General features: G+C 68.7%; 22 protein-coding genes. 8 read left to right on the top strand and 14 right to left on the bottom strand.

What is annotated here, in order from left to right; all coding sequences use genetic code 11:
* Positions 1-65: 65 nt before the first annotated feature.
* Together groL and groES are read right to left on the bottom strand one after the other, a co-directional pair.
* Positions 66-1,703, bottom strand: a complete 1,638-nt coding sequence (gene groL / locus P7B02_RS01080; protein ID WP_277784448.1) for a chaperonin GroEL — start codon at positions 1,701-1,703, stop codon at positions 66-68.
* A 53-nt stretch (positions 1,704-1,756) separates the two neighbouring features.
* Positions 1,757-2,047: a co-chaperone GroES gene (gene groES, locus P7B02_RS01075; RefSeq protein WP_277784447.1), complete on the bottom strand. Its 291-nt coding sequence runs from the start codon at positions 2,045-2,047 to the stop codon at positions 1,757-1,759.
* 329 nt (positions 2,048-2,376) lie between these two features.
* Here groES and P7B02_RS01070 point away from each other — a divergent pair, with 329 nt between their 5' ends.
* Positions 2,377-2,778 (top strand): DUF4345 domain-containing protein, encoded by a 402-nt coding sequence (locus tag P7B02_RS01070; protein WP_277784446.1) that lies wholly within the window; start codon positions 2,377-2,379, stop codon positions 2,776-2,778.
* 125 nt (positions 2,779-2,903) lie between these two features.
* On the opposite strand, the gene P7B02_RS01065 is transcribed toward P7B02_RS01070, so the two are convergent.
* Positions 2,904-4,211 carry an acyl-CoA dehydrogenase family protein gene (locus P7B02_RS01065; RefSeq protein WP_277784445.1) on the bottom strand — a complete coding sequence of 436 codons (1,308 nt, stop codon included), beginning with the start codon at positions 4,209-4,211 and terminating at the stop codon, positions 2,904-2,906.
* Positions 4,212-4,332: 121 nt separating this feature from the next.
* Between P7B02_RS01065 and P7B02_RS01060 the strand changes: the two genes are divergently transcribed.
* Positions 4,333-4,923, top strand: a complete 591-nt coding sequence (locus P7B02_RS01060) for a GNAT family N-acetyltransferase (protein WP_277784444.1) — start codon at positions 4,333-4,335, stop codon at positions 4,921-4,923.
* A 155-nt stretch (positions 4,924-5,078) separates the two neighbouring features.
* Here P7B02_RS01060 and P7B02_RS01055 read toward each other — a convergent pair whose 3' ends face one another.
* Entirely contained in the window at positions 5,079-5,519 is a 441-nt protein-coding gene (locus P7B02_RS01055) for a DUF6265 family protein (RefSeq protein ID WP_277784443.1), read from the bottom strand.
* On the bottom strand, positions 5,516-6,004 hold the full coding sequence (gene tadA / locus P7B02_RS01050; protein WP_277784442.1) for a tRNA adenosine(34) deaminase TadA: 489 nt from the start codon (positions 6,002-6,004) through the stop codon (positions 5,516-5,518). Before tadA ends, P7B02_RS01055 begins: the two co-directional genes overlap by 4 nt.
* Before the next feature lie 51 nt (positions 6,005-6,055).
* On the opposite strand from tadA, the gene P7B02_RS01045 reads away from it, so the two are divergent.
* From P7B02_RS01045 to rsmD, 3 genes are read left to right on the top strand one after another with little or no spacing between them, the layout of a single operon-like run.
* On the top strand, positions 6,056-7,342 hold the full coding sequence (locus P7B02_RS01045) for a pseudouridine synthase (protein ID WP_277784441.1): 1,287 nt from the start codon (positions 6,056-6,058) through the stop codon (positions 7,340-7,342).
* Positions 7,343-7,356: 14 nt separating this feature from the next.
* Complete coding sequence (locus tag P7B02_RS01040) at positions 7,357-7,968, top strand: TMEM175 family protein (protein WP_277784440.1); 612 nt, start codon at positions 7,357-7,359, stop codon at positions 7,966-7,968.
* Entirely contained in the window at positions 7,968-8,531 is a 564-nt protein-coding gene (rsmD, locus tag P7B02_RS01035; protein WP_277784439.1) for a 16S rRNA (guanine(966)-N(2))-methyltransferase RsmD, read from the top strand. Before P7B02_RS01040 ends, rsmD begins: the two co-directional genes overlap by 1 nt.
* Before the next feature lie 124 nt (positions 8,532-8,655).
* Here rsmD and P7B02_RS01030 read toward each other — a convergent pair whose 3' ends face one another.
* The 3 genes from P7B02_RS01030 to P7B02_RS01020 all read right to left on the bottom strand — a co-directional run bounded on the left by P7B02_RS01030 (position 8,656) and on the right by P7B02_RS01020 (position 10,002).
* On the bottom strand, positions 8,656-9,078 hold the full coding sequence (locus tag P7B02_RS01030; RefSeq protein ID WP_277784438.1) for a VOC family protein: 423 nt from the start codon (positions 9,076-9,078) through the stop codon (positions 8,656-8,658).
* A gap of 72 nt (positions 9,079-9,150) precedes the next feature.
* Entirely contained in the window at positions 9,151-9,426 is a 276-nt protein-coding gene (locus P7B02_RS01025) for a YjhX family toxin (RefSeq protein ID WP_277784437.1), read from the bottom strand.
* Positions 9,427-9,594: 168 nt separating this feature from the next.
* On the bottom strand, positions 9,595-10,002 hold the full coding sequence (locus tag P7B02_RS01020; protein ID WP_277784436.1) for a VOC family protein: 408 nt from the start codon (positions 10,000-10,002) through the stop codon (positions 9,595-9,597).
* 115 nt (positions 10,003-10,117) lie between these two features.
* Between P7B02_RS01020 and P7B02_RS01015 the strand changes: the two genes are divergently transcribed.
* The gene (locus P7B02_RS01015) at positions 10,118-10,885 is read left to right on the top strand and encodes a MerR family transcriptional regulator (RefSeq protein WP_277784435.1); all 768 of its coding nucleotides are present in this window, start codon (positions 10,118-10,120) and stop codon (positions 10,883-10,885) included.
* A gap of 124 nt (positions 10,886-11,009) precedes the next feature.
* On the opposite strand, the gene mutL is transcribed toward P7B02_RS01015, so the two are convergent.
* The gene (gene mutL / locus P7B02_RS01010; protein WP_277784434.1) at positions 11,010-12,878 is read right to left on the bottom strand and encodes a DNA mismatch repair endonuclease MutL; all 1,869 of its coding nucleotides are present in this window, start codon (positions 12,876-12,878) and stop codon (positions 11,010-11,012) included.
* A gap of 67 nt (positions 12,879-12,945) precedes the next feature.
* On the opposite strand from mutL, the gene P7B02_RS01005 reads away from it, so the two are divergent.
* A complete protein-coding gene (locus P7B02_RS01005; protein ID WP_277784433.1) occupies positions 12,946-13,872 on the top strand; it encodes a TraB/GumN family protein in 927 nt (308 codons plus the stop codon).
* Positions 13,873-13,927: 55 nt separating this feature from the next.
* On the opposite strand, the gene P7B02_RS01000 is transcribed toward P7B02_RS01005, so the two are convergent.
* The 5 genes from P7B02_RS01000 to P7B02_RS00980 form a co-directional block, all read right to left on the bottom strand.
* Positions 13,928-15,484, bottom strand: coding sequence for a S10 family peptidase (locus P7B02_RS01000; protein WP_277784432.1), 1,557 nt, complete (start codon positions 15,482-15,484; stop codon positions 13,928-13,930).
* 124 nt (positions 15,485-15,608) lie between these two features.
* Positions 15,609-16,172, bottom strand: a complete 564-nt coding sequence (locus P7B02_RS00995) for a DUF3035 domain-containing protein (protein ID WP_277784431.1) — start codon at positions 16,170-16,172, stop codon at positions 15,609-15,611.
* Positions 16,173-16,366: 194 nt separating this feature from the next.
* Complete coding sequence (gene lspA, locus P7B02_RS00990) at positions 16,367-16,858, bottom strand: signal peptidase II (protein ID WP_277784430.1); 492 nt, start codon at positions 16,856-16,858, stop codon at positions 16,367-16,369.
* Positions 16,851-19,745 carry an isoleucine--tRNA ligase gene (gene ileS / locus P7B02_RS00985; protein WP_277785157.1) on the bottom strand — a complete coding sequence of 965 codons (2,895 nt, stop codon included), beginning with the start codon at positions 19,743-19,745 and terminating at the stop codon, positions 16,851-16,853. The genes lspA and ileS overlap by 8 nt, the downstream gene beginning before the upstream one ends.
* A gap of 33 nt (positions 19,746-19,778) precedes the next feature.
* The gene (locus P7B02_RS00980) at positions 19,779-21,026 is read right to left on the bottom strand and encodes an acyltransferase family protein (protein WP_277784429.1); all 1,248 of its coding nucleotides are present in this window, start codon (positions 21,024-21,026) and stop codon (positions 19,779-19,781) included.
* A 126-nt stretch (positions 21,027-21,152) separates the two neighbouring features.
* Between P7B02_RS00980 and P7B02_RS00975 the strand changes: the two genes are divergently transcribed.
* Entirely contained in the window at positions 21,153-23,600 is a 2,448-nt protein-coding gene (locus tag P7B02_RS00975) for a zinc-dependent metalloprotease (protein ID WP_277784428.1), read from the top strand.
* Positions 23,601-23,742 lie beyond the last annotated feature (142 nt).

Here is a 23,742-nt window from a genome sequence, read left to right as displayed (position 1 = left end):
GCGAAGCAAAGAAAAAGGGCGGAGCCTTGCGGCCCCGCCCTTCAACTTGGTGCTGGTGACTAGGACTAGAAGTCCATGTCGCCCATGCCGCCGCCCGGCATGGCCGGGGCCGGAGCGGCTTTCTTCGGAGCCTCGACGATGGCGGCTTCGGTGGTGATCAGCAGGCTGGACACCGAGGCGGCGTCTTGCAGGGCCGTGCGGACAACCTTGGCCGGGTCGATGACGCCGTCGGCGACCAGATCGACGTACTGTTCGGTCTGGGCGTTGAAGCCGAAGGTGGCCGAGTTGTTCTCGAGCACCTTGCCGACCACGATCGAGCCTTCGACGCCGGCGTTTTCCGAGATCTGACGGATCGGAGCCTGCAGGGCGCGGCGGACGATGGCGATGCCGGCGGTCTGGTCGGCGTTATCGCCGGTCAGGCCTTCCAGAGCCTTCGAAGCCTTCAGCAGGGCGATGCCGCCGCCGGGGACGATGCCTTCCTCAACCGCGGCGCGGGTGGCGTTCAGGGCGTCGTCGACGCGGTCCTTACGCTCCTTCACTTCGACTTCGGTGGCGCCGCCGACGCGGATCACCGCAACGCCGCCGGCCAGCTTGGCCAGACGCTCTTGCAGCTTTTCCTTGTCGTAGTCCGAGGTGGTGTCCTCGATCTGCTTCTTGATCTGGCCGATGCGGGCTTCGATGCCGCCCTTTTCGCCCAGGCCGTCCACGACCGTGGTGTCGTCCTTGGTGATGGTGATCTTCTTGGCGCGGCCCAGCATGTCGAGCGTGACGCTCTCCAGCTTGATGCCCAGGTCTTCGCTGATGACCTGGCCGCCCGTCAGGATGGCGATGTCTTCCAGCATGGCCTTGCGGCGATCGCCGAAGCCCGGAGCCTTGACGGCCGCGACGCGCAGGCCGCCGCGCAGCTTGTTGACGACCAGGGTCGCCAGGGCTTCGCCCTCGACGTCTTCAGCGATGATCAGCAGGGGACGGCCCGACTGGACGACGGCTTCCAGCACCGGCAGCAGCGGCTGCAGCGAGGAGAGCTTCTTTTCGAACAGCAGGATGAGCGGCTCTTCCAGCTGCACTTCCATCTTGTCGGCGTTGGTCACGAAGTACGGCGACAGGTAGCCGCGGTCGAACTGCATGCCTTCGACGACGTCGAGTTCGGTTTCCAGCGACTTGGCTTCTTCAACCGTGATGACGCCTTCGTTGCCGACCTTTTCCATGGCGTGAGCGATCATCTCGCCCACTTCCTTGTCGCCGTTGGCCGAGATGGTGCCGACCTGAGCGATTTCCTGGTTGGTGGTGACCTTCTTGGCCGAAGCCTTGATGTCGGCGATGACGGCCGCGACGGCCTTGTCGACGCCGCGCTTCAGGTCCATCGGGTTCATGCCGGCGGCGACCGACTTCAGGCCTTCCACGGCGATGGCTTGCGCCAGAACGGTGGCGGTGGTGGTGCCGTCGCCGGCCTTGTCGTTGGTCTTGGAGGCGACTTCGCGGATCAGCTGGGCGCCGAGGTTCTCGAAGCGGTCAGCCAGTTCGATTTCCTTGGCGACCGAGACGCCGTCCTTGGTCGAGCGCGGGGCGCCGAAGGACTTTTCGATCACGACGTTGCGGCCCTTCGGGCCGAGGGTCACCTTCACCGCGTTGGCGAGGATGTTGACGCCGCGCAGCATCTTGTCGCGCGCGTCGGAAGAGAAATAGACGTCTTTAGCGGCCATTTCGGGCTCTCTCTTTCAAATGGGTTTGAGGGGATCGTCGAAGGCGTCGGCGCTTAGCGCTCGACCACGCCCAGGACGTCGCTTTCCTTCATGATCAGCAGGTCTTCACCGTCGACCTTCACTTCCGTGCCCGACCACTTGCCGAACAGGATGCGGTCACCGGCCTTCACGTCCAGAGCGACGACGTCGCCCTTGTCGTTGCGGGCGCCCGGACCGACGGCGACGACTTCGCCTTCCTGCGGCTTTTCCTTGGCGGTGTCCGGGATGATGATCCCGCCCTTGGTCTTCTCTTCTTCTTCGACGCGCTTCACGAGCACGCGGTCGCCAAGAGGACGAAACTTCATCTTGAGGCTCTCCGTAGCGTTACGGGGTTGTTGTTCTGTCGCTGGCGAGCGGGGCTGTTAGCAGTCGCCCACCCTGAGTGCCAGCGGTGCGCGGGAGGTAGGTTGGGCGCTCCGTGGAGTCAAGCACCGGTGGTCTTGGCCATCGGTTGCGCCTTCGTTCGAAGAGGACTGCAACGCCCGACCATCTAGGGTTCAAGGTTGTCGATTGTAAGACGACGGAAGCCTTTTATGACTGGGCGTCGGAGCGGTTCGCGGCTGGCGCGTTTGTGCTGGACCCGGACGGCCACAATATCGAGGCGGTCTGTCACGCGCCGGAGTAAGCTTCGCCCATGGCCTCCCACACGGTTTCGATCCTCCTCGCCATCGTCGCCTGCATGATCGGCGGCGCCATCGGCGGCTTTCTGCTGGCCAGCCCCGATAGCGCGATGAAGCGGCTGGGCCTGACCACGGAGTCCGAGGAGAACGGCCTGGCCCAGACGCGGGCCGTGGGCGGGGCCCTGGTGGGGGTTCACGCGATCACGGCGGCCATGCTGGGCTATTCGCCCCTGGCCGGCTCGGCCCTGGCCTTGGCGGCGGCCGCCTTGTGGTTCGGGGGCGCGGCCTCCAGCCTGCTGAACAGCAAGAAGGGGCGTCAGACGGGCGTGCTGCTGGCCCTGCTGATGGCGGCCAGCCTGGCCTCGCCGTTCTGGAGCTACGGCCGGGCGCTGCTGGCGCGCGGGTGGATGGTCTAGCCGAGAAGATCCTCCCCCTCTGGCGGAGGGGAACCGCGAAGCGGTGGAGGGGGCTTGCTGACTCAGCAGGCCCCCTCCGTCCCTTTGGGACACCTCCCCCAGAGGGGAGGATTTTTTGATCAGACCTACCGGATCCCCGGCACGTGCAGGGCGGCCTCGGCCTCGGCGCGTTTCTTCGCCGCCAGGTCGCCGTACTTGGCGTATTCCATGCGGGCGATGGTGCGCTGGTGGACCTCGTCCGGGCCGTCGGCCAGGCGCAGGGTGCGGATGCCGGCATAGGCCTTGGCCAGGCCGAAGTCGGTGGTCACGCCGCCGCCGCCGTGGGCCTGGATGGCGTCGTCGATGATCTTCAGGGCCAGGCGCGGGGCCGCGACCTTGATCATGGCGATCTCCAGACGGGCCGACTTGTTGCCGGCCTTGTCCATCATGTCGGCGGCCTTGAGGCACAGCAGGCGGCACATCTCGATGTCGATGCGGGCGTCGGCGATGCGCTCCTCCCACACCGACTGCTCGGCCACGTACTTGCCGAAGGCCTTTCGGGTCATCAGGCGCTTGCACATCTTCTCCAGCGCCACTTCCGCCGTGCCGATGGTGCGCATGCAGTGGTGGATGCGGCCCGGGCCAAGGCGCCCCTGGGCGATCTCGAAGCCGCGGCCCTCGCCCAGGATCAGGGCTTCCTCCACCGGAACGCGGACGTTCTTGAGGATGACCTCGGCGTGGCCGTGCGGAGCGTCGTCATAGCCGAACACCGGCAGCATGCGGACGATCTCGATGCCCGGCGCGTCGAGGGGGACCAGCACCTGGCTCTGCTGCTGGTGACGGCTGGGATTGTCGGGATCGGTCTTGCCCATGACGATGGCGACCTTGCAGCGCGGGTCGCCCACGCCCGAGGACCACCACTTGCGGCCGTTGATCACGTAGTGGTCGCCGTCGCGCTCGATGCGGGTCTCGATGTTGGTGGCGTCGGAGGAGGCCACCGCCGGCTCGGTCATCAGGAAGGCGCTGCGGATCTCGCCGTTCATCAGGGGGCGCAGCCAGCGCTCCTTCTGCTCCAGCGTGCCGTAGCGCATCAGCACTTCCATGTTGCCGGTGTCGGGTGCGGAGCAGTTGAACACCTCGGACGCGAAGCCGATCTTGCCCAGCTGTTCGGCGATCAAGCTGTATTCCAGGTTGGTGAGCTGCACGCCCTCGAACTGGAAGGTGTCGTCCACGTGGGTCTGGCCGCTGTGGGGCGGCATGAAGAAGTTCCACAGACCGGCGGCCTTGGCCTTCTTCTTCAGCTCCTCGACGACCTGGACGACTTTCCAGCGCTCGGCGCCCAGCACGTCCATCTCACGCTCGTATTCCGCCACGGCGGGGGCGATGTGCTCGTCCATGAAGGCGACCACGCGGTCGAGGAACATCCGTTGCTTGGGGGAGATGTCAAAATCCATGGCGGCCCGTCCCTTGTCGTTCAAACGCTTGTTTGATCTCATTTTGCACGAGTTGACGCGCGCGGCAAGCGCCTAGCCGGATCGTCTTGCCCAGACTCGAGAGGGACGGCAGATTGCGCTCATGCATCTGAGAGCCACTCCCCTCGACGGCCGTTACGTGCGGCTGGAGCCCGTCACCCCGGAACTGCGCGACGAACTGCGCGGGGCCGTCGATTGCGATCCCGAAGCCTGGGAGATCATGTCGGTCAACGGCTGCGGCGAAGGCTTCGACGACTGGTGGGGCGCGCTGGAGGCCGAGACGGTGCGGGGCGAACGCATCGCCTACGCCATCCGGCGGCTGGAGGACGGCAAGGTGGTCGGCACGTCCAGCTACCTGAACATGCGCCCGGCCCATTCGGGGCTGGAGGTGGGGGCCACCTTCCTGCACCCGGACGCCCGCTCGGGCCCGGTGAATCCGGAAGTGAAGCGCCTGATGCTGACCCACGCCTTCGAGTCCGGGGCCATCCGCGTGGAGTTCATGGTCGACGTGCGCAACGCCCGCAGCCAGGCGGCGGTGCTGAAGCTGGGCGCCAGCAAGGAAGGCGTGCTGCGCAACCACAAGATCACCTGGACCGGCCACGTGCGCGACACGGCGGTGTTCTCGATCACCGACTACGACTGGCCGGCCATCAAGCAGCGGCTGGATTTCCGTCTGAGCGAGGATTTCGTCTGACCCTTCCGCCGTCATCCCAGGCCTTGTGCCTGGGACCCATACGCGGCTGAAATTCTAGGTTCGCTGAAGCGGCGCCGCTGCGTCTTTCGGACGGATGCGGAGTCTCTGGACCCTAGGCACGAGGCCTAGGGTGACGGAGTTTGTTGGCGTTACGCTCACCGCGCCCGCTGGTAGCGCCACTCGGTGCGCTTCAGTTCGCCCTTCACCATGCCCTCGATCGCCGCGCAGAGCTCCACCCCGCACGCGCGGTAGATGACCCGTTGGGGGAAGTCGTGGGCCTTGTTCTCGAATACAGCTTCTCCCGGCGGGCCGGGCAGGCGGACGAAGGCGGTCGGCGCCTGGCCGGGGATGGTGGCGGTGAAGGTGGGACCGGCGGGCTCGGTGGTGATCGCCATGGTCTCGATGAACTCTGGACGGCCCGGGCGCTTGGTGACGCTGACGCCGCGCATGGCCCCGTCCACCGGCAGGAACCAGGTCTCCAGGACCTCGCGCTCCGGCGTCTTCTCCATCCAGCTTCCCGCCAGCCAGGACATCTCCTGCATCGGCTGAACGGTCGGCGCGCCGGCCAGCAGCAGGACGAGGGCGAGGGTTTTCACGCAGCGTCCCCCTTGGGCTTGCGGCGGGCCTTGAAGAAGCCGCGCAACAGGTCGGCGCTTTCCTCGGCCATGACGCCGGCGGTCACGGCCGGCCGCCAGTGGCAGGTGGGCTGATCGAAGAACCTGGGGCCATGGGCCACGGCGCCGCCCTTTGGGTCGTCGGCGCCATAGACCACCCGGCCGATGCGGGCGTGGCTGATGGCGCCCGCGCACATGGCGCAGGGCTCCAGCGTCACCACCAGGGTCAGGTCGGTGAGGCGGTAGTTGCCCAGCTTCGCCGCCGCCGCGCGCAGGGCGACGATCTCGGCATGGGCGGTAGGATCGTGAGCGCCGATGGGGCCGTTGCCGGCGGCGGCGATGATCTCACCGGTCGCTGGATCAAGGATCACGGCGCCCACGGGGGTTTCGCCGCGCTCGGCCGAGGCGCGCGCCTGCTCCAGGGCCAGAACCATGGCGGCTTGATCATCGTTCGGTTCGATGCGCATTAGCAGCGACGGCCCATCGTGAGATGCGCCCGGCCCGAAGCAGGACGCGACATGAACAAGAAGACTTACGACCCCCACCTGACGGATGAGGCCGCCGACGGTCAAGGCGGCGAACGCGTGGCCAAGGCCCTGGCCCGTGCCGGCGTGGCTTCCCGCCGTGAGGTGGAGCGCCTGATCGAGAGCGGCCGCGTGGCCCTGAACGGCGACGTCCTGACCCATCCGGCGGTCAAGGTGGGCGAGAGCGACATCCTCACCGTCGACGGCGTGGTGGTCGGCTCGGCCGAGCCGACCCGCGTGTTCCGCTATCACAAGCCTGTCGGCCTGGTGACCACCCACAACGACCCCAAGGGACGCCCGACGGTGTTCCAGGCCCTGCCCAAGGAGATCGGGCGGGTGATCTCGGTCGGGCGTCTGGATCTGAATTCCGAAGGCCTGCTGCTGCTGACCAATGACGGCGGCCTGACCCGGGCGCTGGAGCTGCCGTCCAACGGCTGGTCGCGCGTGTACCGCGCCCGCGCCTTCGGCCATGCGACCCAGGAGAAGCTGGACCGCCTGAAGAACGGCATCACCATCGAGGGCGTGAAATACGGCGCCATCGAAGCCAAGCTGGACAAGGCCAAGGGGCCGGACAACTTCGGCCGCAACGTGTGGATCACCGTCACCCTGGCCGAGGGCAAGAACCGCGAAGTGCGCCGGGTGCTGGAAGCCCTGGACCTGAAGGTCAACCGCCTGATCCGTCTGTCTTACGGCCCGTTCTCGCTGGGGACCCTGGCTCCGGGCGAGGTGGAGGAGGTCGGCCCGCGCGTCATCCGCGAGCAACTGGCCGAGCACATCACCGCCGGCTCCATGCCGCTGGGCGACCGTCCGATGTATCGCGGCGGCGCGGCCTTGCCCGCGGAGGGCGACGGCCCGGCGCCGCGTCGGGGCGCCGGCAAGTTCGATCGCCGAGCGCCGCGCGAGGACAAGCCCGAAGGACGCCGGGATGATCGCGGCCCGCGTCGGGGCGACGACGAGCGCCCGCGCAAGGCTGGTCCGGGCGGCCGGGATTTCCCGCCGCGCCGCACCCGCGACGAGGACGAGCGTCCGCGCGGCCCCGGCCGTCCGGGCGGTCCCAAGGCGGGCGGGCCCAAGAAGCCATTCCGCGCGCCGGGTCTGGAGACCACCGACCCGCGCCGCGCCGACAAGGCCCGCAAGCCGAAGCCCAAGGGGCCGGGCGCCGAGGCGGCGTCCGACAAGCCGGTCTACAAGGCCGGCTGGGCCAAGCCGAAGAAGAAGCCGAGCCACGCTCCCAAGAGCGGCGGCCCGAAGAAACCCGGTCCCAAGGGACCTAATCGCTAACGCTGAGGGGCGGCATGAGCGACCAAGCACGTGAGGAAAGACACCTTCATCGACTGATCCTGTTTTCGGATGCGGTCTTCGCCATCGCCATCACCTTGCTGGCGATCGAGATCCATCCGCCGGAGGAATGGCATGGGGGCATCGGCGAGTTCTTCGGCCTGATGGGCCACAAGCTGACGGCCTATGCGGTCAGCTTCGCCGTGATCGGCGTCTACTGGATCGCGCATCGCCGCTCGTTCGGGCGGCTGCTGCGCGCCGACGGCGTGCTGGACGTGCTGAACCTGCTGATGCTGGGTCTGCTCGGCCTGCTGCCTTTGGGCACGGTGCTGCTGTGGGAGAAGCCGAGCGGCTCGTCGACCCTGCTCTATATCGCCCTCGTGGCGGCCATCGGCGTGGCGCATGCGATCGGCTGGGCCTATGCGGCCTTCATCGGCAGGCTGGTCGATCCGGCCATCCGCCTGCCGGCTCGTTTGTACGTGCTGTTCTCCAGCGGCGTGCTGCCGGGCCTGATCTGCGCCCTGCTGCTGGTCAGCCTGGCGGGCGGGGCGGTCTGGGGCTACTTCGTCGCCGCCGCGCTGCTGATCGGGTCGAACGCCATCCAGCGCCGCCTGACCAAGACGGCCTGATGCGCATCGTTTCGGGAACATTCCGTGGCAAGGCCATCGCCGCGCCGGAGGGTTCGGCCACGCGGCCGACCTCCGACCGCGCGCGGCAGGCGGTGTTCAATATCCTGGAGCACGCCGAATGGTCGCCCGGGGTGCGGGACCTGCGGGTGATCGACGTGTTCGCGGGCTCGGGCGCGCTGGGCTTCGAGGCCATCTCGCGCGGCGCGGCCTTCGCGCTGTTCGTGGAGACGGACGAGGCGGCGCGCGGCGCGATCCGCGAGAACGTGGACGCCTTCGGCCTGTTCGGGAACACCCGCATCCACCGCCGCGACGCCACGGATCTCGGCCAGCGCCCGGCCAGCGCGGGCGCGCCGTTCGAGCTGGCCTTCCTCGACCCGCCCTATCGCAAGGGTCTGGGCGAAAAGGCGCTGGCCGGCCTGCTGTCCGGCGGCTGGCTGGCGCCCGGCGCGGTGGCCATGCTGGAGAAGGGCGACGACGAGCCGGTTCCTGCGGTGGACGGGTTCGAGGTCCTGGACGAGCGCAGATACGGCGCTGCGAAGGTGTTCTTCTTGCGGGCTGTCTGACCGCCGCTCACCCCGGCGAAGGCCGGGGCCCAGGTGAAGCCCTGCTGACGCTCTGGATGAATCTGGGTCCCGGCCTTCGCCGGGATGAGCGGGGTCTGTTGGAAGGCGAAGCCAGGAGAAGGGGTCACCCCTTGAACGTTACATGCCCCTCCGCACTGATCGGCCAGGCGGGGTTGAAGGCGATCTCCCAGGCGTGGCCGTCCGGATCCTGGACATAACCTCGGAAACCGCCGTGGGGCGGAGCGTCGCCGGGGCGCAGCATCAAGCCGCCATGGGCGACGAGCTGGTCGAGCAGGGGCTGCACCTCATCCTGTGAGGCCACGTTGTGCGCCAGGGCGAAGGGGGAGGAGGCGGAGTTGCAGCGCCGCTGCATGTCCAGCTCCAGGGCGCTTTTCAGCCAGGTGCCGAGGACCAGGCCGTTCATCTGGTAGAAGGCGATCTCCTCGTTCTCGAACACCGGCGTCCAGCCGAAGCCGTCGCCGTAGAACCGGCGAGAGCGGGCCAGATCGGCGACGCCGAGGGTGATGACCGCGACCTGTTGCTGCATGACGTGCTCCTGAAGGGGTCTGCATACATCGCGCCGCCCGCCGACGGGTTGCATCGGCGGGCGGCTTGAAGGTCACCAGCGCTTGGCCGAGACCCGGTTATCGAGCTGCGACCGCAGCCGGTGCAGGCCCTCCCGCGTGATGCGGTAGGGATGGCCGCCCTGGCTGGCGATCAGGCCCCGCTTTTTCAGGGTCTTGAAGACGGCGAGGTTGCAGTCGGAGAGACGCCAGCCCTCATGGCTGAGGCATTCGGCGTTGATGATGGCGCCACGGTCGTCGCGCACGAGTTGGATGCGTCCGCCTTGGGCGAGCGCGTGCAGCGTCCTTTGCTGCGGTTTCGAGATGTTCAATGGAGGTCTTCCGAAGAGGCATGACGGATCACACCGCTGAAAGGATCAGCGGCGGGGCGGTCAGGGGGCTCGCGGGACCGTCAGGCCTTTCGGCGGACGATCCCTAGGCCCGGGCCTCTTGGGCGGAAGACATAGGCATCCTCGGTTAGGAGGCTTCAGCCTAGCAGATCAGTCGTCCCAGGTCAGCACGATGGCGTCGGCCGAGCGCTCGTGGGGGCCGTGATAGACGGCCTCGATGTTGTTGCCGTCCGGGTCGATCAGAAAGGCGGCGTAGTAGCCGGGGTGGTACTCCCGCTCCCCCGGGGCGCCGTTGTCCTTGCCGCCGCCCTTCAGGCCGGCCGCATGGAAGCGGTCCACCGTCTCGCGGTCCACGGCCTGGAAGGCGAGGTGGACGTGGGTGATCTCCTCGGGCTTGCCCTCGTCGACCCACACCTCGTCGAAGAAGAAGTAGCGGTCGTCCTCGATGATCTCGATCCCCAGCACTTCCATCAGGGTGCCGTAGAACCTTTTGGAGGCGGCGAGGTCCTTGGTTCGGAGCTGGACATGGTCGATCAGTCGGCCGCGGCGCATTTCCATGGGGCGTCTCCTTCGGGCTCTGGCGGAAACGTGGTTCGGCCGAGACAGTTGCCGGGCTTGACCCTCACGCGGCGTGAGGGCTGATCACCCCGTCCGTCAACACGGCGAGAAGGTCATGAGCGAGCACACGGTCAAGCAGGTGGCGAGGATGTCGGGCGTCTCGGTCCGCACCCTGCACCACTATGACGAGATCGGCCTACTCAAGCCCGCGCGCGTGGGAGAGAACGGTTACCGCTGGTACGGGCGGGAGGAGTTGCTGCGCCTGCAGCAGATCCTGCTGCACCGGGAGCTGGAGATGCCGCTGGAGGCCATCGGCCGCCTGCTGGACGCCGCCGGGTTCGACCGGGCGGCCGCTCTGAAGGTCCAGCGCGCCGCCCTGGCCGCCAAGGCCGAGCGGTACGACCGCCTCTTGCGCACGCTGGACGAGACCATCGCCTCCATCGAAGGAGCGACGGATATGGACGACAAGAACCTCTACATGGGCTTCGCGCCCGAGAAGCAGGCCGAGTACGAGGTCTGGGTGGCCGACCGCTACGAGGGCGCGGCGGCGATGATCGACGGCTCCCGCGTGAAGATGAGTCAGTGGGGCAAGGCCGACTACGCCAGCCTGAAGGCGGAGGTGGAGAGCATCGAGGCGGCCATGGCTCAGACCCTGCGCGACGGCCTGCCCGTGGACAGCGCGGCGGTGACGGCCCTGATGGCGCGCCACCACGCCATGATCGCCCGCACCTGGCCCAAGCCCCCGACCCGCGAGGCCTTCATCGGCCTGGGTCGGATGTACGCCGAGCACCCGGACTTCACGGCGCGCTACGAGGCGCTGGCGCCGGGGCTGACGGAGTACATGGGCGCGGCGATGGCGGTTTACGCCGAGGCGCGGCTTTAGAGTGCAAATCCTCCCCCTCTGGGGGAGGTGTACCAAAGGGACGGAGGGGGCTGCTGAGCCGGAAGACCCCCTCCACCGCTTCGCGGTCCCCCTCCCCCAGAGGGGGAGGATTTAGGCGGCGGCGCTACCTTCTCCCGAACAGCCGCTCGATGTCGGCGAGCTTCAGCTCCACGTAGGTCGGGCGGCCGTGGTTGCATTGGCCGGAGTGGGGGGTGGCCTCCATCTGACGCAGGAGGGCGTTCATCTCCTCGCCCGTGAGGCGGCGGCCGGCGCGGATGGAGCCATGGCAGGCCATGGTGCCGCAGACCTCGGCCATGCGCTCCTTCAGGGCTAGGGCCTGGCCGTTCTCGGACAGGTCATCGGCGATGTCGCGGATCAGGGCGCCGGCGTCGGTCTCGCCCAGCAAAGCGGGGGTCTCGCGCACCAGCACGGCGCCGGGGCCGAAGCCCTCGACGATCAGGCCCATCTCGGCCAGTTCGTCGGCCTTGGCGACAACGCGCTCGGCCTCGGCGGGATCGAGCTCCACCACCTCCGGCAGCAGCAGGGCCTGGCGGGCGACGCCGCCGGCGGCCATCTCGATCTTCATGCGCTCATAGACCAAGCGCTCGTGGGCGGCGTGCTGGTCGACGATGACGATGCCGTCGCGCGTCTGGGCGACCACGTAGGTCTCGTGCAGCTGGGCGCGGGCGGCGCCGAGCGGATGGTCGATGGGATCGACATGGCCCGGATGCGGCGCGGCGGCGGGCTGGTCGGCATAGGCGACGGCCTGCTCCAGCACCTCGCCGAAGCTGGTCTCCACCCGGGCCGAGACCTGGGTCAGGCCGGGCAGGATCTGGGCCGTCGGCTGCGGCGAGGGCGTCCAGCCGCCGGCGCCCCAGGCGGAGAAGCCGGCGGGGGAGGGCGAATAGGACGGCGGCCCGCTCTGCGGACGGAAGCCGCCCAGGGCCGCGGCGGCCACGGTGGTCGAGGCGCGGTGGCCGGCGGCGGCCAGGCTGTGGCGCAGGGCGCCGATCAGCAGGCCGCGCACCAGGGCCGGATCGCGGAAGCGGACCTCCGCCTTGGCCGGGTGGACATTGACGTCCACCTGGGTCGGGTCGAGCTCCAGATAGAGGGCCGCCGTCGGATGGCGGTCACGGGCCAGATAGTCGGCATAGGCCGCCCGCAAAGCCCCTTGCAGCAGGCGGTCGCGAACGGGGCGGCCGTTGACGAACAGGTACTGGTGGGCCGCGTTGCCGCGCGAATAGGTGGGCAGGCCGGCGAAGCCCGTCAGGCGCACGCCCTCCCGCTCCTGGTCGATCAGGATGGCGTTGTCCTGGAAGTCGCGGCCCAGCACGGCGGCGAGGCGGGCCAGGCGGCCGTCCGGTCCCGGATGCTCGGCCGACAGGCGCAGGACCCGCTTGCCGTCCAGGTCGAGGGTGAAGCCCACGGCTTCGTGCGCCATGGCCTGGCGCTTGATCTCCTCGGCGATGGCCATGGCCTCCGCCCGCTCGGACTTCATGAACTTCAGCCGGGCGGGGGTGGCGTAGAACAGGTCGCGGACCTCAACCCGGGCGCCGTGCGGGCCGGGGAAGGGGGCCGGGGCCACCGCGCCCATGGCGCCGCCCTCGACCAGCAGGCTGTGGGCGTCGGACGCCCCCTTGGCGCGGGAGGTGATCGACAGGCGGGCGACGGAGCCGATGGAGGGCAGGGCCTCGCCCCGGAAGCCCAGGGTGGCGATGCGCAGCAGATCCCAGCTCCCGTCGTCCTGCGGGGCCAGCTTGGAGGTGGCGTGACGCTCCACCGCCAGCAGCAGTTCGTCCGGCGATAGGCCGCAGCCGTCGTCGGCCACCAGGATGCGGGTCAGGCCGCCGCCGTGCGCCTCGACCTCCACGCGCGTGGAGCCGGCGTCGAGGGCGTTCTCGACCAGCTCCTTGATGGCGCTGGCCGGGCGTTCGACCACCTCGCCGGCGGCGATGCGGTTGACGGTCTCTGGCGGGAGGCGGCGGATAGGCATGGTCAAGCTCGTTCCAAGCTGATCAACATAGGTCGATTCCGGGGCGGGGGCGCCGTGGAGACCCTTCATGCGTCGATTGATTGCGGGCCTTGTCATGGCCCTGTGCCTCGCGCCGGCGCTCGGCCGGGCGGACGAGCTGGTCGATCCCGAAGCCGTGCTCGTGGACGAACTGATTGTCGAGGCGCGTCTGCCGGGCCCCGCCTGGTGGAAGGTCACGGACGGCGACAGCACGGTCTATGTGCTGGGCGCGCCCAACGCCCTGCCCAAGGGGCTGGCCTGGGACCAGACGATCCTGAAGCGCCGGCTGGAGGGAGCCAACCGTCTGATCCTGCCGGCGGCGGCCACCGCCGGGTTCGGCGACATCGGCGGGTTGCTGGCTCTGCGCAAGCAGGCGCGGCGGGACGTGCAGCCCCTGCCGGCGCCCTTGCAGGCGCGGGTGGATGCGGCCGCCGCGCGCCTGGGCAAGAAGAGCGACCGGTATCTGGAATGGAAGCCGGTGGCCGGGGCGCTGATGCTGCTGTCCGACAACCGCAAGGCCACGCGCGTCGATCCCGCCGAGCCGCATCAGGCCGTGGTCAAGGCGGCGAAGAAGGCGCGGGTGAAGGCCGGGCGAGCGGCGACCTATGAGGCGGTGCTGCTGGGGCGGGCGATCATGGCGGCGCCGGACAGCGCCAGCCTGACCTGTCTGGAGGTGGCGCTGGACGAGGTGGAGGCGGGGCCGGCGGTCTTCCGGGCGACGGCTCAGGCCTGGGCGGTGGGGAATGTGCGCGGGGCCCTGGACGGGCGGCGCAGCTATGACCTGTGCATCAACGCCCTGCCGGGCATGGGCGACCAGTTGAACCGCGCCAATGCGGACCAGGCGGCGGCCATCGCCGAGGCCCTGAAGACGCCCGGCCACAGCGTGGCGGTGATGAGCCTGCGCTCCCTGGTCAGCCAGAACGGGGTGCTGGACCGGCTGCGGCGGCAAGGCCTGACGGTCAGCACGCCCGAATGAAAAACGCCCGGCTGGGAGGGCCAGCCGGGCGTCAGTCACAGACGGTCCTGGGCTCTTAGCGGGCCGTCTGGCGGTACCAGCGCACGACGTCCTCGTGCATGGTCTTCATGGCTTCCGGGTTCAGATAGATCATGTGACCCGACGGGTAGTAGGTCAGCTCGACGTTCTTACGCTGAGCCGGCTCCAGCATCATGTGCGAGACGTCGAACTCCAGGCCGTAGAACGGCGTGGCCATGTCGTAATAGCCGTTCAGCGCCAGCACCTTCAGGTGCGGGTTGCTGCGCATGGCCACCGACAGATCGACGGCGGTGTTCGGGGTGGTCTGGGCGCCGAAGCCCTGACCCGGAGCGCGGTGCTTCCAGTCCCAGTCGAAGCCGCCCGCGTCACGCGCCGACAGGCGGTAGTCGAGGTCGGTCTTGTAGCCGATGGTGTTGTTGACGTAGTCGCGCACCATGCCGCCGTAGGCGCCGGTGATGGCGTCGTTGGCGATGTCGCCTTCGGGGCTGGCGCCGCCGGCGTCCACGTCCACGCCGCGATAACGGCTGTCGAGACGGCCCACCGTCAGGCGCTGGTCACGCAGCAGCTCCTTGCGGAAGCGGCCGAGCTCCATGCGCAGGTTGTTGTTCAGGATGACCTGGGCCGGGATGCCGATGAACTGCGACATCTCGTTGGCGACGGCGGCCTTCTCCTCGGCGGAGATGGTGTCGCCCTTGGCCAGGGCCGCGGCGTAGCGGCCGCTGGTGAACTCGCGGGCCTGCTGGACGAAGGCGGCCAGGTCGGCCGGGCGGTTCTGGATGCGGTTGTGATACCAGGCCGTCGCCGCATAGGTCGGGAACAGGGTCAGGTGGTTCTGATCATAGCCGGGCTGACGCACGCCATAGTTCATGATCGAGGACAGCAGGATCACGCCGTTGAGGGCTGTGCCGCCTTCCTGCAGCTTGTTGGCCAGGGCGCCGGCGCGCAGGGTGCCGTAGCTTTCCCCGAAGATGTATTTCGGCGAGGACCAGCGGCCGTTCAGGGTGATGTAGCGGTTGATGGCGCGGGCGAAGGCGTCCACGTCCTGGTCGACGCCGTAGAAGGCCTTGGCCGGGGTGTCGCCCAGGGGACGCGAGTAGCCTGCGTTCATCATGTCGATGAACACCAGGTCGGTCTCACCCATCAGGTTGTAGGGGTTGGCCTCAAGCGAGAACGGGCCCGGCTTCATCACTTCCGGATCGCCCGGCTTGATCCACTGCGGGCCGAACGAGCCCATGTGCAGCCACAGCGAGGACGAGCCCGGGCCGCCGTTGAACAGGAAGGTGACGGGGCGCTTCGGGTCCGGCTTATCGCCAGCGGTATAGGCCACGTAGAACAGGCTGCCCGTCGGCTTGCCGTCGTCGTTGCGCACGGTCAGCGTGCCGGCCGTCGCCTTGTAGCGCAGGGCCTTGCCGCCGACGTTGATGGTGTTGAAGATCGAGGCGGTCCGCTCGTCGGCGGAGGCCTTCACCCAGCCTTCGGAAGCGGCGGCGGGCTTTTCACCCTTGGCGGCTTCCGGCTTGTCCTGAGCCACGGCGGCGGTCGTCGCCCCCAGCATCAGGATGGTGGCGAGGGCGGTAAGCGTGGTTCGACGCATGGTCAGTTTCAGTCCCTTCTGGCGGTGATGCGACCGCCGGCGGTTGTCCCGCCGGTCGTTCAAAGAGTCGTCAGCAACGCGCCGTCAGGGACCGGGCGGCCATCGGGCCGCCCAGGGCTCCGACCTAGAGGCCCGGCAGCTTGATCCCGCCCTTGCCGCGGGAGATCACCACCGCCTTGCCGCCCGTGAGGGCTTTCAGGCGTTGCTCTTCAGCCTCTGCATCAACGACCGGCGCGGACGCTCCGGCGGTGGCGGCGTCGCCCCCGGCCGGCTTGTCCTTGCGCCAGAACATGACGCGGTCGGCGAAGCCTTTGTCCTTGTGGGTGATCTCGCCGTTTTCGTCGTCGACGACGAAGCGGATCAGCGGGTCGGCGGAGCCGCCGCCGGCGCGAGCCACGAGGATGTTCTCGCCCTGAGAACGGTCAGCCGCGGCGGCCTGGCCCTGAAGCTGGGCGCGGGCGGCGCTGTCCGGCGCCAGTTCGGCGGCGCGCGGTTGGCCCGGTGCGGGCGGACGCAGGGAGAAATCGGGCGGCAGAACCAGCGGCGCCTTGGTGACGACGCGGAACTCGTCCGGGGTGACCTTCGACATGCCCAGCGCCTTGGAGGCGCTCTGGCAGCCGGCCAGACCGGCGCCGAGGGTGGCGGCGCCCAGGACGGCGAAGGTGGCGACGACGCGGTTCAAACTCATGAAATCCATGCTCCAGAGGCCGCCCCCGGCCTACATACGGACGTCGCAGATACCGCATTTGGAGGGGAGGCGTAAACGGCTTCGCCTCTCCTTGATCGTCGCAGTTTTGTTAGACGATCGTATACCAGATACGATTGCAGCCCTGAAATGTTTCAGACAATTTTGCAACGGCGCGCCGGGGCGGGCGCGCCGCCTTACTTGCGCGAGGAATCGCCGAACAGGCTGTCGGCCAGCAGCAGGATGACGCCCACCGTGATGCCGGCGTCGGCGATGTTGAACACCCACGGAAAATAGAGCCGCGAGAAGTCCAGGAAGTCGGCCACGGCGGCGAATCGCACCCGGTCGATCAGGTTGCCCAGGGCTCCGCCGATGACCAGGCCAAGCGCCGTGGCCAGCAGCGGACGCTCGGTCTTGCGCGCCCAGCCGGCCAGGAAGAAGGCCACCGCCAGGGAGAAGCCGGCCAGGGCCCAGCGGGCCAGGTCGTGCCCGGCCTGCAGCAGGCCGAAGCTGACGCCCTGGTTCCACACCATGGTCAGGTGGAAGGGACCCGCCACCGGCACCGACCCGCGCAGGGGCAGGTCGAAGACGTTGAGGATCCAGTGCTTCACCGCCTGGTCGATGACGATGACCGCGATGGCGATGGCGTAGGCGGTCCAGCCCCAGCGGGTGATGTGCGGCTTAGCCATGCTTAGCATCCCAGGCGGCGACGGCTTGCGCGTCCCGCAGCGAAAGGTCGGGGTAGCGCGGGTCCGAGCCGACTTCCGGCAGGACGCGCCAGGAGCGGGCGCACTTGGCGCCTTCGGCCCGGGTGGGCTCCACGGCGACGGCCTTCACGTCGTCGCTGCGGAAGGCGTCGGCCGGACCTTCGCCCGCAACCAGGGTCGCCTGGCTGGTGCGGAAGATCTCGGCGGCGTCCAGGCCTTCGAAGGCGGCCAGCAGGCCGGGGTCGGCCACGTGGACGACCGGCGCGGCTTCGAGGGCCGAACCGATGCGCTTTTCACGCCGCTCGATCTCCAGGGCGCCGGTGACCGCGCGGGTGACCATTTCGACCTTGGCCCAGCGGGCGGCCTCGGCGTCGTTCTTCCAATCGGCCGGGGTGGCCGGGATGACGCGCAGGCAGTTGGAGCCGGCGTCGGGGAAGCGGGTGGTCCAGGCTTCTTCCATGGTGAACGGCGTCAGCGGGGCCAGCCAGATGGTCAGGCGCTCAAACACCAGGTCCATCACCGTGCGGCAGGCGCGGCGGCGGACGCTGTCGGGCGCGTCGCAGTAGAGCGCGTCCTTGCGGATGTCGAAGTAGAAGGCCGACAGGTCTTGGGCGCAGAACTCGGCGATGGGGCGCAGGACGTCGCTGAACCGGTACTCGGCGTAGGCGGCGCGCACCTGACCGTCCAGCTCATGCAGGCGGTGCAGGATGTAGGACTCCAGCGGCGGCATCTGGTCGAGCGGCAGGCGTTCGGCCTCGTCGAAGCCGGCCAGGGCGCCCAGCAGGTAGCGGACGGTGTTGCGCAGCTTGCGATAGGCGTCGGCGACGCCCTGCAGGATTTGCTTCCCGATGCGCTGGTCGTCAGCGTAGTCCACCGAGGCGACCCACAGGCGCAGGATCTCGGCGCCGCTTTCCTTGATGACCGCCTGCGGGGCGACCGTGTTGCCCTTCGACTTGGACATCTTCTCGCCGTTCTCGTCGAGCGTGAAGCCGTGGGTCAGGACAGCGTCATAGGGCGCGCGACCGCGGGTGCCGCAGCCTTCCAGCAGGGACGACTGGAACCAGCCGCGATGCTGGTCGGAGCCTTCCAGATAGAGGTCGGCGGGCCACTTGGAGTCGGCGCGGCCCTCGATGGTGAAGGCGTGGGTGCAGCCGCTGTCGAACCAGACGTCGAGGATGTCCTCGATCTTCTCGTAGCGGGCCGCATCGTGCGCGCCGAGGAAGTCGGTCACCGGACGGGTGAACCAGGCGTCGGCGCCCTCGGCCTTCATCGCGTCGATGATGCGCTGGTTGACCTCGGGGTCATGCAGCGGCTCGCCCGTCTCCCTGTCGACGAACATGGCCAGGGGCGTGCCCCAGTTGCGCTGGCGGCTGATCAGCCAGTCCGGGCGCGTCTCGACCATGCCGCGGATGCGGTTGCGGCCCTGGGCCGGGTGGAAGGTGGTGGCGTCGATGGCTGCCAGGGCCTTGTCGCGCAACGTGCCGTCTTCGCCCTCGTGGTCCATGCGGATGAACCATTGGGGGGTGTTGCGGTAGATCACCGGCGCCTTGGAGCGCCAGGAGTGCGGATAGGAGTGCTCCAGCCGGCCGCGCGCCAGCAGGTTGCCGGCCTCGATCAGCTTGTCCATGACCGCGCCGTTGGCGGGACCGAACTTGCCGGCCTTCTTGCCTTCGGTCTCCAGCACCTTCAGGCCGGCGAACAGGCCGACCGACGGATAGTAGGCGCCGTCCGGATCGACCGTCTCGGGGATCTCGCGGTGCCCGTGGGCGAGCCAGACCTGATAGTCCTCCTGGCCGTGGCCCGGGGCGGTGTGGACGAAGCCCGTGCCCGCGTCGTCGGTCACGTGGTCGCCGGCCAGCAGCGGCACGGCGAAGGTGTAGTGGCTGTCCAGGTCGGCCAGCGGGTGGGCCAGGACCATGCCTTCGCAGTCGACGGACTCGACCTTCTTCCACGAGGCGATCTTGGCGGCCTTGAACACGTCCTCGGCCAGCTTCTCGGCGACGATCAGGCGGTCGCCCGGCTTGGCCCAGGGTTCGAACTCAAGCCCGGTCTCCAGGCTTTCGACCTCATACGCCGCATAGGCGATGTCGGGGTTGTAGCTGACCGCGCGGTTGGCAGGGATGGTCCAGGGGGTGGTGGTCCAGATCACCAGCTTGGCGCTGCGGGCCACGTCGGAGCCTTCGACCACCGGGAACTTCACCCAGATCATCGGCGAGACGTGGTCGTGGTACTCCACCTCGGCGTCGGCCAGGGCGGTGCGCTCGACCGGGCTCCACATCACCGGCTTGGAGCCGCGATAGAGCTGGCCGCTCATCAGGAACTTGTGGAACTCGCCGGTGATCTTCGCCTCGGTGGTGAAGTCCATCGTGGCGTAGCGGCCGTCCCAGTTGCCCAGGACGCCGAGGCGCTTGAACTCGTCGCGCTGGGCGTCGATCCATTCGGCGGCGTATTCGCGGCAGCGCGAGCGGAACTCGGCGGCGGGGATCTCGTCCTTGCGGCGGCCCTTGGCGCGGAACTCCTCCTCGATCTTCCACTCGATCGGCAGGCCGTGGCAGTCCCAGCCCGGCACATAGTCCACGTCGAAGCCCAGGGCGAACCGCGAGCGGACGACGAAGTCCTTGAGGATCTTGTTCAGCGAGTGGCCGATGTGGATCGGGCCGTTGGCGTAGGGCGGGCCGTCATGCAGCACGAACAGCGGGGACTTGGCGTCCTGGCGCGTCTTGCGGATGGCGGAATAGAGGTCGCCCCACTGCTCCAGGATCTGGGGCTCCTTCTGGGGCAGGCCGCCGCGCATGGGGAACGGGGTCTCGGGCAGGAAGACGGTCTCGCGGTAATCGCGGCCCGGGGTCTGGTTGGCGTCGTCGGCCATGGTCATGTCGTCTCGAAAAATCGGGCGCCGTCGTCAGACGGCTTCGCCGCTGCGGGGAGCGGAAGGGGCGGAGATCGGCGAACCCGGCGCGCGCGCAGCCTCAACGGGCGGCGTCACGCCGGGCGCGTAATTCGCGGAATGGACCGAAGGAAGGTCATCGCCGGCTGATACCAGAGAAGAGGCCGCATCGTCACGCCTCTTGCGGGGAAAGATCGGCAGTCCGGCGATCCAGGACCGCATCGGACGCTCGAAAGCGACCAGCGAGACGTAGGAGACGACCAGCAGGATCGGCACGGACAGAGCGATCCAGACGTCGTGGCCGATCCCCGTGCGGCGGGGCAGCTGCTGCACGAAGAACAGCAGGGCGAAGGCGTGCCACATATAGAGCGAGTAGGTGAGCTGGCCGAGTGGGGCGAGTTTCCGGGTCAGGGCGTCCACCTTGCCGTTCAGGTCGGCGGCCAGGGCGGTGGCGGCGATGGAATAGACGATCAGCACCAAGATCGACTTCGGAACCCGGAAGTACATGCCCGCCAGATAGGCGACTGTCGTGGCCGCCAGCAGCAACTTGGGCGCGGGCAAAAGGCGCAGCTTGTCGCGGACGGCGTAGAGGCCGAGACCGATAAGGAAGGCTGGCAGGGCGCGCATGACGCCCCAGTCGAAGGTCCACTCCCACCAGGGGCGGTTGATCGGACCCGCGCGGCCGACGCCGTAGAGGAAGGCCAGCACCACGGCCGCCGCCAGGAACAGGGTCCAGGCCCGGCGGTATAGGACGAGGAACGCCGGCAGGGCCAAGTACATCATCATCTCGGCCCCGATGGACCAGCTGGGGAAGTTGAACCGCAGGCCGCCGCAGTTGGGGATGGCGTGCAGGAACAGGGCGGTGGGCGCCAGGCAGCCCACATCGATGCGGGCGAAACGGCCCGGCATCAGCCAGCTCATCAACGGCAGGAAGGCCAGCAGGGTCAGCCAGTGCAGGGGCGCCAGGCGGGCGATGCGCTTCTGCATGAAGCGGCCGTAGTCGCCGGGCGACTTCAGCCGGTCGGCATAGGCGTGGGCGATCATCATGCCGGAGATGACGAAGAACAGGTCGACCAGCAGGTTCAGCGGACCGGACCGCTTGATCACGTCCTCGCCCAGGTCTGGCAGGCGCAGTTCGCCCATCATGTGGAAGAAGACGATGCCCGCCGAGGCCAGGAAGCGCAGGGCGTCCAGATGCAGGAAGTCGTCACTCTCCGGACGGAGCTTGGGCAGACGGTCAAGAAGAGGCCGGAACGCAACCATGCGCGGTTATTGGCGACGCCTGCGCATCGGGCAAGAGGCGGCGTTCATCGCAACGACCGCTGCTATGTCTCGACGGTCGCGGAAACTGCCCCTATCCCTTTCGCTTCCAGTTCCGGGGGGAGTTCCATGGGCAAGCGTTTTCTGATGGCGGCCGCGGCCGCGACGGCTCTGATCGCGGCGTCGCCGCAGATCGCTCTGGCGCAGGCGGCCAAGCCCGCCGCCGCTTCGAGCGTCGAGCGCAAGGAGGGGCTGTTGCCTGTCCTGATCGACGCCCAGCAGGGCAAGGTGATGCTGTCCCTGCCCAAGCCGGACAAGGACGGGGTCGCCGGCCGCTACATCCATATCGCCGCCCTGAAGACTGGGCTCGGCTCGGCGCCCATCGGCCTGGACAAGGCGGCCCTGGGCGAAGGCCGGCTGCTGGTGTTCCGCCGCGTGGGCGGCAAGGTGGTGGCCGAGTACGAGAACCCCAAGTTCCGCGCCGAGGGGGCCGGTCCTGACGAACAGGCTGCCGCCCGCGACAGCTTCGCCTATTCCACCGTCTGGGCCGGCAAGATCGAGCGCGAGGAGGCCGACGGCCGCCTGGTGGTGGACGTCTCCAGCTTCCTGACCCGCGACGCCATGGGCATCGCCGACTCCCTGAAGCAGGGCGGCGAGGGCGGCTTCAAGCAGGTGGCCGACCTATCCCTGGTCGAGGCCGCGGCCACCAAGGTGTTCCCGGACAATGTGGAGCTGGAGGCGCGCCTGACCTTCGGCTCCGACACGCCGGGACCGGAAGTGCGCAACATCGCGCCGGACGCCAAGCTGATCACCCTGGCTGTCCGCCACTCGCTGATCCGCCTGCCGGAGCCGGGCTTCGAGCGGCGGTGGTGGGACCAGCGCAGCGGCGCCTTCGGCAACATCGTCAATGACTACGCCGCGCCGCTGGGCGACCCGATCGTGCGCCAGATGGTGTCGCGCTTCCGGCTGGAGAAGCTGGACCCCGCCGCGCCGAAGTCGCGGGTGAAGAAGCCCATCGTCTTCTATATCGACCGCGCCGCGCCGGAGCCGATCCGCACCGCCCTGAAGGAAGGCGCGGCCTGGTGGGCCAAGGCCTTCGAGGAGGCCGGCTATATCGACGCCTACAAGGTCGAGATCCTGCCGGAAGGCGCCGATCCGCTGGACGTCCGCTACAACGTCGTCAACTGGACCAACCGGGCCACGCGCGGCTGGTCCTACGGCCAAGCGGTGACCGACCCGCGCACGGGCGAAATCATCAAGGGCTCGGTGCTGCTGGGCTCTTTGCGGGTGCGCCAAGACATGATGATCTTCGAGGCCCTGGTGGGCGCCGACAAGGTCGGGACCGGCACGCCGAACGATCCTGTGGTGGCGGCCCTGGCCCGGATGCGCCAGCTGTCGGCGCACGAGGTCGGCCACTCCCTGGGCTTCGCACACAACTTCTCGGCCAGCACCCAGGGCCGGTTTTCCGTCATGGATTATCCGGCCCCGCGCCTGAACCTCGTCAACGGCCAGGTGGACCTTTCGGACGCCTATGGCGTGGGCGTCGGCGCCTGGGACGAGTTCATCGTCGACTGGATGTATGGCGATCAAAAGCGGGCCCACGCCAACGCGGCGGCCAAGGGCGGCCTGCGCTACACTACGGACGCCGACGCGCGGTCGGGCTCGGCGGGCCAGCCCTGGGGCAGCCTGTGGGATGACGGCGCCGATCCGGCCGCCGAACTGGTCCGCATGATGGGCGTGCGCAAGGTGGCCGTGGAGACCTATGGCCTCAAGGTCCTGCACCAGGGCGAGGGCGCCAACGAGCTGCGCCGCAAGTTCGTGCCGGTCTATCTGCTGCACCGCTATCAGGCCGAGGCGGCCGTGAAGCTGGTGGGCGGGGTGGACTTTGCCTACTCCGTGAAGGGCGACGGCAAGGAGGCCGCCACGGTGGTCCCGGCGGCACATCAACGCGCGGCCCTGGACGCTCTGATGCTGACCCTGGCGCCGGCGGCGCTGGATGTGCCGGAAAGCGTGCTCCCCTATCTGTCATCCGGCAATTCGGGCGACCGTGACCGCCAGCATGAGATCGAGGTGCTGCGCACCATGGGCGGGCCGGTGTTCGATCCGCTGGTGGCCGCCGATGTGGCGGCGGGCCTGACCCTGAGCAACCTGCTGGACCCGACCCGCATCAACCGCGTGGCCGACCAGCACCGCCGCGACGCCGGCAATCTGGGCGTGGACGAGATGACCCGCCGCATCCTGGCCGCCGCCTTTGACGGCGCGGTCCCCGCCGGCCGCCTGGCCGAGGTGCGCCGTCGCCTGCAGGCGCGGACGGTGTTCGCCCTGGCCATCGCGCAGAACGACCCGAACGTGTCGCCCACCGCCGCCTCGATCATCGCCGCGCGGCTGGAGGACTTGTCCAAGCGCCTGTCGGCCATGAAGGGCGGCGAGGCCGAGAGCGCCCACGGCCGCTGGCTGGCGGGTCTGCTGTCCGACCGCGAAACCCTGGCTCCGCTGCTGGCCCAGGAACGCCGCACCCCGGCAACGCCGCCCGGCATGCCGATCGGGGGCGAGACGGACTGGTTCGGGGATCTCTAAAACTCTCCTCCCCTGTAGCGAAGGTACGGGGGAGGGGGACCGCGAAGCGGTGGAGGGGGCGTGACTGGGCTCAGAGTGGGCGGTCGCCCCCTCCACCATGCTGCGCATGGTCCCGCTCCCCCGCTTCGCAGGGGAAGAGATT

It is taken from the genome of Caulobacter segnis (genome assembly GCF_029543125.1).
GTDB classification, from domain to species: domain Bacteria; phylum Pseudomonadota; class Alphaproteobacteria; order Caulobacterales; family Caulobacteraceae; genus Caulobacter; species Caulobacter segnis_D.
This window is presented reverse-complemented; position numbering and strand designations above follow the sequence as displayed.